The organism is Actinoplanes sp. NPDC026619, assembly GCF_040638295.1.
In the GTDB taxonomy this organism is placed as follows: domain Bacteria; phylum Actinomycetota; class Actinomycetes; order Mycobacteriales; family Micromonosporaceae; genus Actinoplanes.
On the sequence record NZ_JBEZYA010000023.1, the window covers coordinates 161,551 to 176,875 of the forward strand.

Here is a 15,325-nt window from a genome sequence, read left to right on the forward strand (position 1 = left end):
CGTGAGCCGCGGACCATTCTTGTCTTCTGAGCCCTCTGTGCTAGCTGTCAAGATCGTCACGCTTGGTCCGGGTTGAGCGTTAACACGGCCGACTTAGGGTGACGATCAACCCGCAATCGCGCAATTGGTGGGACAAACGGCATAAGCCTCAACGCTTGCGGGCCACCACCACCAGGGCGGTCGGCTGCGGCAACTCGTCCGCTTCGTCCGGGTCCGGGTGCCAGGACGTCGCCGGAACCACGCCCGGCGCGACGACCTCGAGGTCCGGCCCGATCAGCGCCGCGATCTCCGAATCATCGCGAATAACCACCGGTGTGGGCGTTTTCTCGTACAGCTTCCGAGCCCGTTCCTGCAGCTCACGGCCTTCCGGCGTGACGTCCGGCCCGAGATGCGAAATCACCAGATAGCTGCCCGACACCATCGCGTCGCCGAGTCGCTTCAGAATGCCGACCGGATCGGCGGCATCCGGCACGAAATGCAGAACGGCGACGGTCAGCACCGCTACCGGCTCGGCAAAATCCAGCAACTGCAGCACATCCGGGTGATAGAGAATCCCCTCCGGATCCCGCAGATCGCCCTCGATCGCCCGCGCATACGGATTTCCGGAAAGCAGACTGCGGCTCTGCTGCACCGCGATCGGATCGATGTCGACATACATCACCCGGGCCGCCGGATTGGCCTCCTGCGCCACCTCGTGCACATTCCCGAGCGTCGGAATCCCCGATCCGACGTCCAGGAACTGCCGCACCCCGGCATCGGCGAGCCAGCGCACGGCCCGCCCGAGAAACGCCCGATTGGAACGCGCCACCAGCGCCGCCCCGGGATTGGCGGCCGAGGCCCGATGCCAGAACTCCCGGTCCACCGCGAAGTTGTGCACCCCACCAAGCGCATAGTCGTAAACCCGCGACGCATCCGGAACCGTAATATCCACACCCTCCGGCACCCAGCCATATGACTCACCCATTCAGATATCTAAGCCTCCACATCGGAGCGAGAGAACCCCAAACCGAAGATCAAGAGCTTGATGTCGTAGCTGGGCGGGTGGTGCGAAACGCTGCTCCCGCCGAGGCCGGGCCGGGGCCCAGCTTCGCCGGCCCTGGCCCTTCATTCTGCGTGAGTGGTCAACCGAAACCCATGGCCGCTTCGCGCCCCTCGCCCGGCGGCTCGCCCCGCATCAGCAGCTCGAACGAGGCCCATCCGTCAAGCCCGAAGGCCGCGTCACGACTTATCGTCGAAGCATGACCACCGACGCGGACCTGCGAGTGCCGACGCGGTTCGCCGCCGACAAGCGATGGAGCGAGAGAGCAGCCCGCCCGTTGCGGATCGTTGCCGGGCCGGGCGCTCAGCCGACCGCGGAGGAGATCGAGGCCCTCCGCGCCGGGCTGATCCGGCGGGACGAGCCGGCCTCGGCGCTGGTCAGAGCTATACAGGCCACGCCTGGGCTGGCCATTCGCGACCTGCATCGGGCGCTCGCTGCCGGGCCCGGCGCGGAGGCGCCCGCGCCGATTCGTGCCTTCTTCGACGTCGTGACGACGCGGCCGGCCTGGGTCGACGACCGGCTGCTGGCTCGCGGCGCGCAGGCGAGCCGCGCGTTCGGCATGGACGCCGGCCTGGTCCTGGCGTACGGCTCGCTGCTGGGTGGCTACCGCACCGCCGCCGCCCTCGAGCCACTGGTCCGCACCGGCCGGCTGACCGGTGACGAGACGCTGCGCCGCATCAAGGAGACCACGATCTGGTGGCGCGCGGTGACCGCCTCCGGCGGGCTGACCACCGAGGGCGACGGCTTCCGGCTGTCGATCCACGTGCGGGTCATGCACGCCCTGGTCAACTCCCAGCTGGAGGCCGACCCCGGCTGGGACTGGGCCGGCCGCGGCATCCCGATCAACCAGTACGACCAGGCCAGCACGCTCGGCGTGTTCAGCACCAGTTTCCTGCTTCATCTGCGCCTGCTCGGCGTACGCGTGTCGAAGGCCGACGCCGAGGCCGTGATGCACCTGTGGTCGTACGTCGGCTGGTTGATGGGCGTCGACGACGCCTGGCTGCCCCGCACCGAGCGGCAGGGCCGCCGCCTGCTGTACCACTTCCTCTCGAACGACCCGCCGCCCGACGCCAACACGCTGGCCCTGGCCAAGGCCTTGATCCACATGACCGACGAGGTGGTGGAGGGCCGCTGGCGCCGCCGCTTCGAGCGGGAGCGGGCGCTGTCGGTCAGCACCTGGCTGCTGGGCCGGGCCGCGATGCGCGACCTCGGCCTCTCCTACCGGCCGCCGTGGTACGGCCTGGCCCGGGTCGGCGCGAACCTGCTGGTCAGCCAGGGCCTGGGCCGCCTGCCGGGAGGCCGGCGACTGCTGCTGGCGCGCAGCGAGCGGCAGGCGCGGGCACAGTTCGCCCGGTGGGGCGAGACCCTTCCCGGGTAGCAACAAGATTGCTTTGAACGTCTAAAGATGCCGGCGGCCGCGCCGATACCTCGGGTCGAATCCGTGGAAAGGACGGCGATGGCAAAGCTCGCACTGTCGGCGCTGTTCGTCACCGCCATGATCATCGGGGCCGTGCTGACCACGGTCGCGTGGCGGCGGCGGCGCGAATCGGTGGGGTTCGCGGCCATCGCCGCGCTCTGCGCCGGCGCCGTCTGGTGGTCGCTGTGCACGATGGTGCCGCTGTACAGCCATGACCCCACCGTCGTGACCGTCGCCATGTCGCTGCTCTATCCGGGCGTCTTCCTGGTGGTGATCGGCTGGTGGGCGGTCGCCCGCTCGCTGACCAACCGCTTCTGGCGCCTGGACCGGCGAACCCTGGCGTTGCTCGCCGTCGAACCCCTGCTCTGCGCCGCGGCCCTGATCACCAACCCGTGGCACCACCTGTTCATCGAGCGCCTGCGGCCGACCGCGATCGACGGCGCTTTCGCCGCCGAGTTCGGGCCGCTGTTCTGGCTGCACACCGTCTACAGCTACGTCGTGATCGTCTACTCGGCGGTCACCATCTTCCGGATCTACATCCAGCAGACCGGCCGCTATCGCGGTTATCTGGCCGCCGTCTTGAGCGTGCTGCCGACCTCGGTGGTCAACCTGGTCGGCATCCTGGCCGGCGGCCGCCTGATCGACCTCACCGCGATCGGCTTCGCGCTGAGCGCCCCGGTCATGTACTGGGTGGCCCGCCAGTCGACGCTCTCGCTCGCCCCGGTCGTGCACCGCGAAGTGTTCCAGAACATGGACGACCCGGTTCTCATCCTCGACTCCGGGCAGCGCCTGGTGGAGGCCAACCCGGCCGCCGGCCGGCTGCTCACCGAGCTCGGCCTCGTCGAGAGCGGGAACGACGAGTGGGTCGCTCAGCTGCTGAGCCGGCTGCCCGAGCACGCCATCGGCGAGTACGTCATCCGTGACGTCCGCGGCTCCGGCCTCGACTTCAGCGTGCAGGTGAGCCCGCTGCGCGACCGCCGGGGCGAACCGTCCGGGTCGATCCTGGTCGCTCACGACATCACCGTGCAGCTGCGCCAGCGCGAGCAGATCGAAGCCGTCAACGAACAGCTGCGCGCCCAGCTCGCCACGATCGAGGCGCTGCGCGCCACTCTCGCCGATCAGGCCGCCCGCGACTACCTGACCGACCTGCACAACCGGCGGCACCTGATGACCGAGCTCGACGCGGCCATGGAGCGCGGCGACGACTTCGCGTTCGTGCTGCTCGACATCGACTTCTTCAAGCTGATCAACGACCGGCACGGCCACAACACCGGCGACGACGTGCTGGTCCACGTCGCCCATCGGCTGCGCGGCGCGCTCCGCCCCGGCGACCTGGCCGCGCGCTACGGCGGCGAGGAGTTCGCCCTGCTCCTGCACGGGTTGACCGGCGCGGAGGCGGCGGCCTGGGTGGACGGCCTGCGGCAGCAAGTCTCGGCCGAGGCGCTGCAGGTCAACGGCCACGCGGTGCCGGTGACCTTCAGCGCCGGGGTGAGCACCAGCGCCGGTTACCGCTGCCCGATCAACCTGATCGACGACGCCGACCAGGCCCTCTATGCGGCCAAGGCCAACGGCCGGAACCGGGTGGAGCAGGCCGTGGTGGCGGCCGCCGCCGGCTAGCGGAGCCGGACCAGGGCGTCCCGCAGGCCGGCCCGGGTGCGCCGGCGGTTCTCGTTCGTCGCGCCGAAGATCAGCAGGATCAGGCCGACCGGCAGCAGCACCGGCCACGGGCCGACCAGCGTCGTCACGAAGTGGACGGCGGTGAACACCGTCGCCAGCGCGCCGACCACCACCGGGGCCTGCTGGCGGTAGGTCGAGCCGACGATCAGCGTGGCCACGGCCCCCAGCAGGAGCAGAACCTCGCGCAGCTCGCCGCCGTCACCGGCGATCACGATGCCGATCGTCGGGATGAACGCGGCCAGCAGCGCCGGGCCGTAGGCGGCCCAGCTGCTCAGGTCGGACCGCGTGCGCGACTCCACCACGCCGACCGCCAGGGCCAGCGCGGCGAACGGAAGGGTGTAGGCCTCGGGAAGGGCCACGTCGGCCAGGGCGATGAACATCCACCAGCCCACGATCTCGAAGCCGACCGCCACCCAGAACAGCAGGCGGCGCTGGTTGGTGGTGCGGCCGGTTCGCGACCCGGCCAGGCCGAGCACCGCGCCCCACGCGGCCAGCAGCGCGGCCAGGTGGGCCGGCGCGTCGTAGGCCAGGGCGCCGGCCAGGACCGCCGACGTGTAGCCCGCCCACTCGACCGTGGTCGCCTCGGCCCGGTATTGCGGCAGGCCGAGGCGGGGCACCACCGCCTCGATGATGAGCAGGGCAGCGCCCACCGCCAGGACGCCGAAGGCCGCCCAGGAACGGTCCACGCCGGCCGCGATGGCCGCGGTCAGGACGAAGAACTGGGCCATCACCGCGGCGAACAGCCAGCCCAGCACCCGGGCCGGCTGGGATCGGCCGGCCAGCGCCGCCACCAGGCCGACCCCGACCGCGCTGCCCAGGGTGAACAGGGTCATCGGCTGCTGGGCGAGGCTGCCGGCCAGGCCCGCGTTGCCGGCCAGCAGGCCGATCACGAAGACGACGTTGCGCACGGTGCGCAGCATCGAGGCTCGCCGCGACGCCGGCGGCGGGGTCAGGGCCAGGCCCAGCATCGAGACGGTGAAGACCAGCAGGGCCGCGGTCGTCGCCCCGGGGAACGGGACGTGCAGGGCGATCGGGGCGATCAACAGGGTGATCGCGATGCCCGGCAGGATCACCGGCACTGCCTCGGACGACTTGCTCCCGAAGCCCGCCGCGGCCAGGGCCGAGGCGCCGGTCAGCAGCACGATGGCCAGGACGCTGGTGGCGTCCACGTAACCCGACGAGGGCTGGGAGAGGGCCAGGATCGGGCCGTCCCAGATGTGCCGGATCTGCTGCAGCGGGTCGATCAGCGCGGCCTTCAGCGCCGGGGCGATCGAGAAGAGGGCCAGCACGGTGGGAACCAGGGCCAGCACCACCGCGCTGGTGGCCGGGTCGACCAGCCACCGGCCGCTGAGCCCGCTCGGGCGCAGGCTGGTCCACCGGGTCGTCTCGTAACGGCTGCCGGACCAGGCCCGGCTCCGCGCGACCGTCAGGCCGGGCGCCGGTGTCGCGCCGCGCAGCAGCTCGGCCATCACGCCCATCAGGGCGGCGGCCGCGGCGTACAGCGCCGTCGAATAAGGGGTCGGGATCGAGGCGAACGCGGTGGCGGTCGCGCCGAGCACCAGGCCGACCGTCGCCCACGGCAGGTACTGCGGGATGTACCGGCCGGCCAGGGCGAGCACGGCCAGGCTCAGCGCCGACGCGGCCAGCGCCGCGGTCAGCACCACCTGGGCGTCGTGGCCCTGGTCAGCAGCCATCGCGGCCAGCACGCCGGGCACCGCGAGCAGGGCGCCGCCGGTGGCCGCGCCGCCGATCTGGGCCCGGTGCCGGGGCATGCCGGTGTCGTCCCGGGCCAGGTCGGCCTCGGTCACCACCGGGGTCCAGAAGCGCGATTGCAGGATGCCGTCCTCGCCGGCGGTCGAGTGCGCCACCGGAGTGCGGGCCATCACCGCGGTCAGCGCGCCGATCATGACGATGAGCAGCAGCGCCAGGCACGTCGACCAGGGGCGGGCGAGGCCCGCGCCGGCCGCGTGCAGGAGCACGGCCGCGGCCGCGCCGGCCCGGCAGAGGGCGGCGCGCGGGTCGGCCGCGGCGATGGCGGCCATCGCGTATGCCACCGCCACCGCGCCGCCGACCAGCAGCGGCGACCACCAGGGCAGCCCGAGCGCGAACGGGGTGCCGATGGCGGCGAGGGCGCCGCAGGTCGCGGAAAGTGCGTACGACCATGGGCGGGGGGCGGCGAAGACCGCCGCGGCCGCGACCACGACCAGCGTGAACGGGGCCTGCCAGGCGCCGGCGGGAGCGGTCGCCGGGTATTGGCTCAGGTCGGCCGCCCACACGTCGCCGTGCAGGGCCAGCACCTTCAGGCCGCCGGCCAGGGCCTGGTAACCGGCGATCGCGCCGACCACGATGCCGGCCGCGGCCAGGCCGCGCACCGGCCCCCGGCGCCACTCGTCGGGCAGCGCGGCCACACCGAGCGCGACGATCAGCACCACCACACCGGCCACCGCGAGCGGCGCGTTCGTGAACGCCAGGGCGAACACCCGGGCCAGGGCGCCGCAGATCGCCACCGTGGCGGCGGCCGCCGCGATGTCGGGGCCGTCCAGGAAGCGGTCGCTGCGCCGGCCGTTGTCGATCGACTTGGCGAAGAACAGCAGGCCCGCCGCGACCAGCAGCAGCGCGCCCACCCACACGTCCGGCGGGGTGGCGCCGGGCGCGAACAGCGCGGCGAGGGCCAGCGCGACCGCACCGAGGCCGGTGCCCGCGGTCAGCGGGACGCTGATCTCACGGCGGGCAACCTGGAACACGGCCGCGTAGCTGAGCGTGGCCGCCACCGCCAGGAAGCCGACCGCCAGGGCCGGAACCGTGACGGACTCGGTGGGCGGCGGCCCGCCGCCGGGGTCGGAGACGGCAAGGGCGGCGGTAACCACGGCGCCGGGCAGGGCCAGTGCGGCGGCGCCTGAGGCCCAGTCGCCGACCAGCCACGCGTACAGCCGGATCGGGATCTGGCGGGCGGCCACGGCGATCATCACGCCCGCCCCGGCCAGGGCGGTCAGCACGGCCGCGGTCAGCCACGAGGCGCTGAGCGCGGCGCCCGCGCCGAACAACCCGACCGTGCCGGCCGCGGCCACGTGCGTGACGGCGATCCGGCGGGTGCCGGCGGCCAGGCCGGCCGCGCCGATCGCAATCGAGGCCAGCACCAGCGGCCACGGCGCCTCCGACCAGCGCAGACCCAGCGAGGCGGGCACCGACAGCGCGGTCAGCGCGACGCCGATCACCGCACCCTCGTGCCGCACGCTGCGCGGCAGGGCGAGGGCGGCGGCGAACGTGACCAGCAGCGCACTGAACGCCAGCAGCCAGCCGGAATCACCGGCCGCCTCGGAGATGCGGTGCGCGTAGTTCGCGGTGTCGGCGTGCCAGATCGGGCGGGCCGCCTGCAGCGGCGCCAGCGCGGCGCGGACGCCGTCGATCGTCAGGAAGACCCCGATGATCACCAGGGCGACGGCCGACGCGGTCTCCGGGCCGGCCCGGACCGCCGGGGGGAGCAGGGCGACCAGGGCGCCGATCACCGCGATCGTCGCGGCCGCCACGACCAGGGTCCAGCGCGGCGACACCACGTCGGCGATGCGCGCCGCCGACCCGATCACGGCCAGCATCAGCACGCCGCCGGTGATGTTGCGGGCCAGCACGTTGTCGAGCAGGTGCGCGGCGGCCACGGCGGCGAGCGCGGCGAGCACCAGCACCAGGCCGGACCGCAGCGCGTCGGGCACCACCCGGGCCTGCAGCAGCGCCACCGCCGAATAGAGCAGGGCGCCGGCGCTGGCCACGCAGAGCAGCGCGAACGTGAGCTCGCGCAGCCAGTCGGCGGACGGCGGACTGGCCGGCGGGGCCACCGGCACGGTCGCGGCGGCGGGCGCGCCGGCCGGGCGCGGACCGGGGAAGATCCGGGTGGGCAGCCACCGCCAGCGCCGCCGGCCGGTCATCCCCTCGAGGATCAGGTCGGGTTCCTCGGGCTGCGACTCGGGGCGCGGCGGGGTGCCGGCCACGAAGTCGGCGGCGCCGGCCGCATAGGCCTCGTCACCGGGCGCGAGGCCCTCGCGGTCGGCGGCGACCGGGCGGTTCACCGGCCACTGCGGCACCAGCCGGCCACTGCTGATCACGGTGGTGAGCAGCAACAGGTCGAGCACGGCCACCACGGTCAGGGCGGTGCCCCAGCCGGCCGGGCTCTGGATCGCCGGGTAGGCCAGCAGGAGCGGCACCGGCTGCAGCGCGATGACCGTCGCGTACCTCGGCGCGCTCAGTTTCGTCGCCGTCGCGTAGAGGAAGCTGGCCACCGAGGTGACCGCGAAGGTGATGCCGAGGTAGAGAGCGGCGGGGGTGCCGGCGCCACCGGCCAGGGCGCTGCCGTGCAACGCCCACAGGGTCATCGGCATCAGCACCAGGCCGACGCCGGCCACCGTCTCGGCGGTTGAGCTCAGCGCCCGCCGGGCGATGCCGGGCGCCGCGGCCAGCGCGACGCCGGTGAAGATGGCCAGGATCATCGCCCGGGCGAACGGGTTGCTGACCGCCACTCCGGCGAACACCACGGCGGCCACGCCGATCAGCAGCGCGCCCAGCGCGAGCGTGATGTTCTGCACCGACTGGCTGGACGCCTCGGGCGGGTGCTGCATGTGCTGCTCGCCGCCGGTGAAGCCGACCCGGCGCGGCGGCGGCCCGATCCGCTCGGTCGGCGGCGGATCGTCGAGAAGCATGGTCACGCCATCGGTCGCGACGCCGGGCGGGCCGGTGTGCGCCGAGCCGGGTGGAGCCCACTCGGGCCGCGGGCCGGGGCCGCCGGAGCCGGCGCCGGAGCCCGCCGAGCGAGGGCCGGTCGATGGGGGCGGCGGCGCGTCGGCCGCGCGGGCGCCCGGCGGGGGCGGCGGCACGTCATCCACCCGGGTGGCGCCGGGCGGGGGCGGCGGGGGCTCGCTGGTGGCGCCGCCCGGCGGGGGCGGCGGCGCGAACTCCTCGGCCGAGCGGCGGCGGGTGCGCCGGGGCTTGGCCGCTTTCTTCGCCTTGGCCTGCTGGTTGGCGTGGGACAGGATGTCGCGCTGGAACTGAGCCGCCTGGATCTTGGCGGCGATGTTCGTGCGCTCCTTGGCCGCAGCCATATCGCGGATCTTCAGCTCCGCGATGGAGGCCTCGATCCGGGACAGCTCCTCGTCGTAGCTGTCGGACTGTCCAGCCTGCGCCACGGCACCTCCTCGACCCCGCCGGCGGCCCGGCCGGCCCGGGATAACCAGCCAGGGATAACTAGAGCATGCCGGTACGACACCTCATTAGAACAGGCTCAGTAGGGCGGAGATCTATGGAAACGGGCGCGAAACGCCGCAGACGTTGTTAGGCGGGTGGCCGGCCGATCCCCCGGTAGGTCCATCCGGCGCGGGACCACTGGGCCGGATCCAGGCAGTTCCGGCCGTCGATGACGCGGCGGGCGGCCACCAGATCGCCGAGCGCGGCCGGGTCGGCGTTGCGGAACTCGGCCCACTCGGTGGCGATCACCACAAGGGCGACGCCGTCCACCGCGGCCGCCATCGTCGGGGCGTACGTCAGGGTGGGTTGCGCGCGGCGGGCGTTCTCCATGGCCTGCGGGTCGTAGACGCGGACCTCGGCCCCGGCCGCGGCCAGTGCCGCCGCGGCGGCGAGACTCGGCGCGTCGCGTACGTCATCGGAATTGGGCTTGAACGCCGCGCCCAGCACCGCCACCCGGGTCCCGGAGAGGTCCGGCCCGGCCGGACCGACCGGCCGGTCCAGCAGCTCGGCCGCGAGATTGAGCACCCGGCCCCGCCGCCGGATGTTGATCAGGTCGACCTCGTGCAGGAAGCGCAGCGCCTCGCCCGCGCCCAGCTCCTGCGCCCGGGCCTGAAAGGCGCGGATGTCCTTGGGCAGGCAGCCGCCGCCGAAACCGAGCCCGGCCTGCAGAAACCGGTTGCCGATCCGGGGGTCGTAGCCGATCGAGCGGGCCAGCTGGGTGACGTCGGCGCCGGCCACCTCGCACACCTCGGCCATCGCGTTGATGAAGCTGATCTTGGTGGCGAGAAACGCGTTCGCGGCCACCTTCACCAGCTCGGCCGTCGCGAAATCCGTCACCACCAGCGGGACGTCGCGGTCCTCGGTGGCGGCCAGGTCGAAGACGCCCTTGTGCGCGGCGTGGAAGACCTCGGTCGCCCAGTCGGAGCGGATCCCGGCGATGATCCGGTTCGGGCGCAGCACGTCCTCGACCGCGTACCCCTCCTGCAGAAACTCCGGCGACCAGGCCACCTCGACGCCCAGCTCGGGGTCGGTGTGCTTGGCGACCAACTGCTCCACCCACGTCGCGGTGCCGACCGGCACGGTCGACTTCCCGACGATCAAGGCCCGGCGGCGCAACAGCGGGGTGAGATTGGTGACGGCGCTTTCGACGTACGTCAGATCGGCGCTCATGCCGTCCGCCCGCTGAGGTGTGCCGACGCAGATGAAATGCACGTCGGCGAAGCCGGCGGCCTCGACGTAGGAAGTGCCGAAGCGCAGCCGCCCGCTCGCGAGGTTGCGGCGCAGCAGATCGTCGAGGCCCGGCTCGTGGAACGGCACCCGCCCGGACGCCAGCGTCGATATCTTGACCTCGTCCACGTCGACGCCGAGCACCTCGTAGCCGAGCTCGGCGAAGCAGATCGCGTAGGTGGCGCCCAGGTAACCGGTGCCGAGGAACGCCAGGCGGGGAAGTGTCACGTTTGACTCAACGATCGAGCCCCTGGCGAGCGAGCGCTACGCGTCAGTAACATAGCGGCGGGGAACCGTCGAGGTGAAAGGCCACCGTCATGTCTGAGTTCGATGTCTACCGGCTGCCGGAGGACCACGAGACCATCCGCGCCGCGGTGCGCGAGGTCTGTGATGCGCGGGTCGCGCCCAACGCGGCCGAGGCCGACGAGACCGGCGAATTCCCCAAGGCGTCCTACGACGCCCTCCGCTCGTCCGACTTCCACGCCCCGCACATCCCGGTCGAATACGGCGGCGCCGGCGCGGACGCCCTGGCCACCGCGATCGTGATCGAGGAGGTGGCGCGCGCCTGCGCGTCGTCCTCGCTGATCCCGGCGGTCAACAAGCTCGGCACGATGCCGCTCATCCTGTCGGCTTCCGAGTCGTTGAAGCAGCGCTACCTGCCGAAAGTCGCCTCCGGCGAGGCAATGTTCTCCTACTGCCTGTCCGAGCCCGAGGCCGGCTCGGACGCCGCCTCGATGACCACCCGGGCGGTCCGCGATGGCGATTTCTGGGTGCTCAACGGGGTCAAGCGCTGGATCACCAACGCAGGCGTGTCCGAGTTCTACACGGTCTTCGCAGTGACCGATCCCAGCGCTCGATCACGGGGCATTTCCGCTTTTGTCGTGGAGAAGTCTGATGAGGGCGTTTCGTTCGGAGCGCCGGAGAAGAAGCTCGGCATCAAGGGCTCGCCGACCCGCGAGGTCTACTTCGACAACGTGCGCATCCCGGCCGACCGGATGATCGGCGACGAGGGCACCGGCTTCGCCACCGCGATGCAGACGCTCGACCACACCCGGGTCACCATCGCGGCCCAGGCGCTCGGCATCGCCCAGGGCGCACTCGACTTCGCCCTCTCCTACGCCAAGGAGCGCAAGCAGTTCGGCAAGCCGATCGCCGACTTCCAGGGCCTGCAGTTCATGCTGGCCGACATGGGCATGAAGCTCGAGGCGGCCCGCCAGCTGACCTACGCGGCGGCCGGCAAGAGCGAGCGCGGCGACGCCGACCTGACCTACTTCGGCGCGGCGGCGAAATGCTTCGCCTCCGACGCCGCCATGGAGATCACCACGGACGCGGTCCAGATCCTCGGCGGGTACGGCTACACGCGCGACTACCCGGTCGAGCGCATGATGCGCGACGCCAAGATCACCCAGATCTACGAGGGTACGAACCAGGTGCAGCGCATCGTGATGGCGCGGCAGCTCCTGAAGGACTGAAAGGCAATTTTCCGCAGGTCAGAGCAGGGTTGACCATCGACAGTCGACCCTGTTCTTTGCGTCCGGGATTCGTAGATGTCCGCGACCTACGAGCGAGGCAGCTATCGATGAATCACGCGGATGCGGTAGGGCACTCCGGTGCGTCACATGCGCCATTTTCCCAGCTCAGGCCAATGTTGCCGGATTGCGAACTGGTTACTGCGCGTGCGAGAGCCGGGACGGATCGAAGTCCACCAGGGATACTTTCGGTTGTCATCCTGGGTAAACCTGGGTGCGCCAATCGCTCGATGCAACTGTAGCGATGAAGGTGGGCATCAGGCTGCCCCGCCGACTGTCGTTCCGCGTGGCCCTGACGAGCCGGTGAGGCTCCGCGGATGACGGTGACGAGAAAACCGACCGCAATGGCTCTGGAGTTGTCACAACCGTCACTCTATGTAGCGATGGCGCCATGCTTGCTGGCCCCGGCCGGCTGTTTGGCCCGGCCGGCTGTTTGGCCCGGCCGGCGACGTCGAGCGTGAAGTCGACGCCATCGGGCGCCAGCGCCCGCACCCGGTCGGCAAGGCCTCGCCGTAGGCGACCGGGCCGGCGCCGAGGGGGCGCGCGTAGTTCTGGTTGGCGGGAGTGCCGATGACGCGGGCACTGCGGGCCACAGCGAGCTGGGCTGCGGCGCTGGTCGGGCGCGCGGATCGCGGTCTCGGCGGCGGAAGCCCGGCGGCCGAGACGAAGTCGAGTGGCGGGGGAATCGGCGCGTAGAACGACGGCACCGCTGGCTCGGCCTGGGCCCGCGCCGGCGCCGCACACGCGGTCACTGACCAACACGTCGGTGCCGAGCTGGCCGAACGACTCCGGTTGCTTCATGCCCAAGGTTTGCGACAGTTCCTGGTCCGTCAGCCCCTGCTGCTTCTTCCAGTCACTCAGGCCGATACCCGCGGCACGGACGACGACCTGGACCTCCCCATGCCCCGGATACGGCTCGAGGAGATCGGCTGTCTCCAGGACCTCGGGTCCGCCGAACCAGGTGAACAGGGCTGCGCTCAGCGCGTGCCTCTCTCCTCGGGCGCGCGCGAAAGCAACATCGCCTACACAATGTCACCATCCGAGAAACGGCACCGTCCGGATCTGCCGATGTGAGTGCGTCGGTCATTGCTCTGCCTTCTCCATCGCCCGTTTCGCGAAGTTCTCGGCGAGGCTCGATAGCGCGGCGTTTCTAGCGGCTACCTCCGGGATTGCCATGGCGGCGTGTACGGCCTGGAGGACGCGCTTATCGTCGGCGGCAGCTCTGCTTCTCTCACTGCGCTGTTCTCGAAGCGCGGCGCCTACGTTTCGGAAGATGGCCGTGCCTGTGCCCGGCAGGATGGCGACTGCGGCAGAAATTACCGCGACCGCGACCAATCCGGCTAACGCCAGCATCACCCCGAGTACGACGAGGGCGAAGGTGGATATTCCTGCGCCCAGCATCGCACGGAATACGACGGTCTCGCGGCGTCGTAAAGTCTCTGCGTCGCGCTGAGCCAGCCGCGCAGCATCGGCCACATCCGACTGTAGACGCTCAAGAAACGTAGCGCCCTGGTCTTTGGTCAGAGTTGGCCTGCCGGCGTCAGACGCGGACGTACCATACGTAGCCGAAGCATCGACGTCCAAGCGAGCGCTATTCATGCCGGTCGGCTTCGGCTCGGGGAGGCGGTCGTTGACGTGCAACTCAAGTTGTGGCGATCGTTCGCCAACGTAGGTTGACTTGGTGTCGCCAACGTCGTTCGAGCTTGGCGAGTCGGAATCCGCCGACGATGCCGACGCCGCCTGAGTCTTCTCCAACGCACCCTGGATGAGTTGATCTACAGAGGGCGATCTTTCCGGAACCGCTCTGGCTGAGCGTAATGTCTCAATGGTCGGCCGCTCGACAAAGAGATATCTCAAATGCAATATCGCCAGGGCTAGGATCTTCAGCCAACTCGATTCGGCCCTCCGATGTTGGTATGCCCATGCAATTGATCGTCCAATCCAACCATTCAGCTGCACGGTTGCCGGATCGAATTCATCGAGCCAAGTTCCGAACGACGCCGTCGCGGACAGGCCGTCAGTGGCGGCGAGAGCGTCGGAATGATCTCCAGATCCAGCCATGGAGTCCCCTTAGGCACTTCTGCTTGCTCCAGCAAGTCAGTTTGACACAGCACCGAAGACCGATGTGTCATCGCGGGCCTTCAAACGTTGACGGATTGGTGACATCATCCCGTAACTGGATGCCGAACTGTTCTGCTGCAGATAATGCTCGCCGGCCCAATGGTGTGCATCGGCGGCTCGCTTCGCTGGCGTGGCGGGCCGACGAGCGGTTGCGGGTACAGCGCCCGCCGGCGCGATCAAGAGTGCGAAGCGGCGAAGTTGAGGGCCGGCATGAGTATCGGACCTAGCGACGAAGCGCGGGCGTTGTTTCGAACGCCGTAGGTGTCCTGCCTGGAGCGCGGCACGTAGGGTTGCCCGTCGTAACGGACTTGAAGGCGTTCTGCCGCGCCTGCTACGAGGCCGCGCGACAAACCGGCGGCGAGGTGATCGAATTCCGGATCAGCGATGGGCCGACCCCGAACTTTCACCAAGCGATCATTGCCTACCGAGATCGAACCATCGCCGTGGTCTGCATCCGCTCCACCACGCTTCTGCCACTTGCCGTTCCTCGCGTCATCGAGTTCACGCCAGTTCGTGAGTCGGGTCCGCTGGCCTTCGTCGACTCTCCCGACCTGGCGAACGCTCTGGCACCGGCGCCGGGATTCCGGATGCTGACCGCTGCAGAGTTGGAAGGTCCGATCGACATTGCGAAGTGGCCATCAATCAGCCGACACGACGTGCGCTACTGGCTACCGCAGACCCTGGGCGAGGGCCTATTTAACTACTGGGACTGACGCCAAGATCACCCATACTCTTTTGCCGCTGATGGTGCTTGCGCACCTTGCTCAGGAGCTGGGACGAACGGGGCACCGCGGGCGGGGATGCGAGACATCGATCGCGGCTGGATCATGTCGGGGTGCAGATCGAGGCGTGGCTCAACCAGGACAGCCAGTTCATCCCCGGGCAGGAGATCTTCCGGTCCGAGCGTGACTTCTCGGTGTGGGCGTTCACCGTCAGTCATAGCCAGCTTCTGCTACGCGCCCGAGCTACCGACGGGCAGTCTCGTATCGACGGGACTGCCCCGGGTTTGGTTGACTCGCGGGGTTGAGTGGTTCAGGCCGCGGTGGCGTGCCTGTTGATTGTCTCAAATTCGATCGGGGTGAGCCG

At 70.6% G+C, this 15,325-nt stretch carries 9 protein-coding genes and 1 pseudogene; 5 read left to right on the forward strand and 5 right to left on the reverse strand.

The genetic code is table 11. From position 1 onward, the window contains the following. Positions 1-148: 148 nt before the first annotated feature. Positions 149-964, reverse strand: a complete 816-nt coding sequence (locus AB0E90_RS38570) for an SAM-dependent methyltransferase (RefSeq protein ID WP_360416918.1) — start codon at positions 962-964, stop codon at positions 149-151. Between the two features lie 274 nt (positions 965-1,238). Between AB0E90_RS38570 and AB0E90_RS38575 the strand changes: the two genes are divergently transcribed. Together AB0E90_RS38575 and AB0E90_RS38580 are read left to right on the forward strand one after the other, a co-directional pair. Beyond that, complete coding sequence (locus AB0E90_RS38575) at positions 1,239-2,417, forward strand: oxygenase MpaB family protein (RefSeq protein ID WP_360416920.1); 1,179 nt, start codon at positions 1,239-1,241, stop codon at positions 2,415-2,417. Between the two features lie 78 nt (positions 2,418-2,495). Continuing rightward, positions 2,496-4,073: a diguanylate cyclase gene (locus tag AB0E90_RS38580; protein WP_360416922.1), complete on the forward strand. Its 1,578-nt coding sequence runs from the start codon at positions 2,496-2,498 to the stop codon at positions 4,071-4,073. Here the strand turns inward: AB0E90_RS38580 and AB0E90_RS38585 are convergent. Then, positions 4,070-9,304: a hypothetical protein gene (locus AB0E90_RS38585; RefSeq protein WP_360416924.1), complete on the reverse strand. Its 5,235-nt coding sequence runs from the start codon at positions 9,302-9,304 to the stop codon at positions 4,070-4,072. The genes AB0E90_RS38580 and AB0E90_RS38585 overlap by 4 nt on opposite strands. A gap of 145 nt (positions 9,305-9,449) precedes the next feature. Continuing rightward, complete coding sequence (locus tag AB0E90_RS38590) at positions 9,450-10,817, reverse strand: UDP-glucose/GDP-mannose dehydrogenase family protein (protein ID WP_360416926.1); 1,368 nt, start codon at positions 10,815-10,817, stop codon at positions 9,450-9,452. 89 nt (positions 10,818-10,906) lie between these two features. Between AB0E90_RS38590 and AB0E90_RS38595 the strand changes: the two genes are divergently transcribed. Next, positions 10,907-12,061 (forward strand): acyl-CoA dehydrogenase family protein, encoded by a 1,155-nt coding sequence (locus tag AB0E90_RS38595; protein WP_360416928.1) that lies wholly within the window; start codon positions 10,907-10,909, stop codon positions 12,059-12,061. 498 nt (positions 12,062-12,559) lie between these two features. On the opposite strand, the pseudogene AB0E90_RS38600 reads toward AB0E90_RS38595, so the two are convergent. Further along, positions 12,560-13,099, reverse strand: a pseudogene (locus tag AB0E90_RS38600) (NADP-dependent oxidoreductase); the annotation flags it as partial. 102 nt (positions 13,100-13,201) lie between these two features. Beyond that, positions 13,202-14,179, reverse strand: a complete 978-nt coding sequence (locus AB0E90_RS38605; RefSeq protein WP_360416930.1) for a hypothetical protein — start codon at positions 14,177-14,179, stop codon at positions 13,202-13,204. A gap of 368 nt (positions 14,180-14,547) precedes the next feature. On the opposite strand from AB0E90_RS38605, the gene AB0E90_RS38610 reads away from it, so the two are divergent. Both AB0E90_RS38610 and AB0E90_RS38615 read left to right on the forward strand, forming a co-directional pair. Then, entirely contained in the window at positions 14,548-14,952 is a 405-nt protein-coding gene (locus tag AB0E90_RS38610) for a hypothetical protein (RefSeq protein WP_360416932.1), read from the forward strand. A gap of 122 nt (positions 14,953-15,074) precedes the next feature. Continuing rightward, positions 15,075-15,266 (forward strand): hypothetical protein, encoded by a 192-nt coding sequence (locus AB0E90_RS38615; RefSeq protein WP_360416934.1) that lies wholly within the window; start codon positions 15,075-15,077, stop codon positions 15,264-15,266. Positions 15,267-15,325 lie beyond the last annotated feature (59 nt).

Bases quoted from the DNA above. Each gene is read 5' to 3' on its own strand.
- AB0E90_RS38570 (WP_360416918.1), bottom strand. From the start codon at position 964: ATGGGTGAGTCATATGGCTGGGTGCCGGAGGGTGTGGATATTACGGTT.
- AB0E90_RS38575 (WP_360416920.1), top strand. From the start codon at position 1,239: ATGACCACCGACGCGGACCTGCGAGTGCCGACGCGGTTCGCCGCCGAC.
- AB0E90_RS38580 (WP_360416922.1), top strand. From the start codon at position 2,496: ATGGCAAAGCTCGCACTGTCGGCGCTGTTCGTCACCGCCATGATCATC.
- AB0E90_RS38595 (WP_360416928.1), top strand. From the start codon at position 10,907: ATGTCTGAGTTCGATGTCTACCGGCTGCCGGAGGACCACGAGACCATC.
- AB0E90_RS38605 (WP_360416930.1), bottom strand. From the start codon at position 14,179: ATGGCTGGATCTGGAGATCATTCCGACGCTCTCGCCGCCACTGACGGC.